The 1,024-nt window shown below is 75.7% G+C and carries 1 protein-coding gene; it reads left to right on the top strand.

Annotation, left to right across the window (positions count from 1 at the left end; translation table 11 throughout):
• Positions 1–633 precede the first annotated feature (633 nt).
• Positions 634–1,024, top strand: a 391-nt coding sequence (locus CBZ_RS21580) for a hypothetical protein (protein WP_218022846.1), incomplete at its 3' end; no start/stop codon positions are given.

The following is a 1,024-nucleotide window of genomic DNA, read 5'->3' as shown; positions in this document are numbered from 1 at the left end:
GCGCCGATGGTACTGCACTCGCCAGGGTGTGGGAGAGTAGGACGCCGCCGGACACTCATTCAGAAAGAGCCACCCCTTCGGGGGTGGCTCTTTCTGTTTCCCCGACATTCGCGCCTGTCGATCATTGGGCCCTGTGCGATCGGCCTCTGCGGCCGGCTTGACGTCTCGCGCACCAGCGCCGAGCGACGGCGGACCGTGCCTGGGGGCGTCTGTCGGCGATCGCCGGGGGCTGCGACCGCCGCGATGGTCTTGGGGTGATTCGGTCCGGGACAGCACGTCCCGCCCGCTGGCCGCACGTGCTGATCCGGCCGCTGGGCCGGCGCCGGCGCCGGCGCCCACGGACCGGGCTGTCCGGTGGGTGCGCCGGCGCCGACGCGGCCAGCTGGTCGGCGAGTGTGCCGCCGCCCACGTGCCCGCCGGCCGCCCGGGACGTGCCGGGGATGAGACGATGGTGCGGTCGATTCCGACGAGGAGAGAACACACACATGAACAGCGACCACGACTCCGCGCGCCCTGAGCGTCGCCGCCCGGACGGCACCGAGGGCGGCTCGTCCGGCTCGTCGCGCCCGGGGGGCGGCGGCTCACGCCCCCGTTCCGGTGGGAGCGCCGACCGTGGGGGCTACCCGCGCGGCGGTGGTGGGCACGGTTCCTCGGGCGGCGACCGGCGGACCGGTGGCGGCGCCCCGGGCGACCGCGGCGATCGACGCGACGACGGTGCGGGTCGTGGTGGCTCTGGCCGCGGCGCGGGCGGTTACGACCGTCGCGGCGATGCCGCACGCGGCGGCTCCGCGCACGAGGGCCGGTCGTGGAGCGGTGGATCGGCGAGCGGTGGCGACCGTCCGCGCGGCGGCACGTCAGGTGGTGGTGGTACTGCCGGTGGCGGGGATCGGCGTGACGGTGGGTATTCGACCGGCGCCGGCCGTGATCGGGGCGGTGCGTACTCCGGCGGCGGCGATCGGTCTCGCGGTGGGCACTCGTCCGCGGGCGATCGTCCGCGGAGCGGTGGGTACTCGTCCGGTGGGGA

It is taken from the genome of Cellulomonas biazotea (genome assembly GCF_004306155.1).
Classification (GTDB): Bacteria; Actinomycetota; Actinomycetes; order Actinomycetales; family Cellulomonadaceae; genus Cellulomonas; species Cellulomonas biazotea.
The sequence above is the reverse complement of the archived record's forward strand: the minus strand, read 5'-3'. Positions and strand labels throughout refer to the sequence as shown.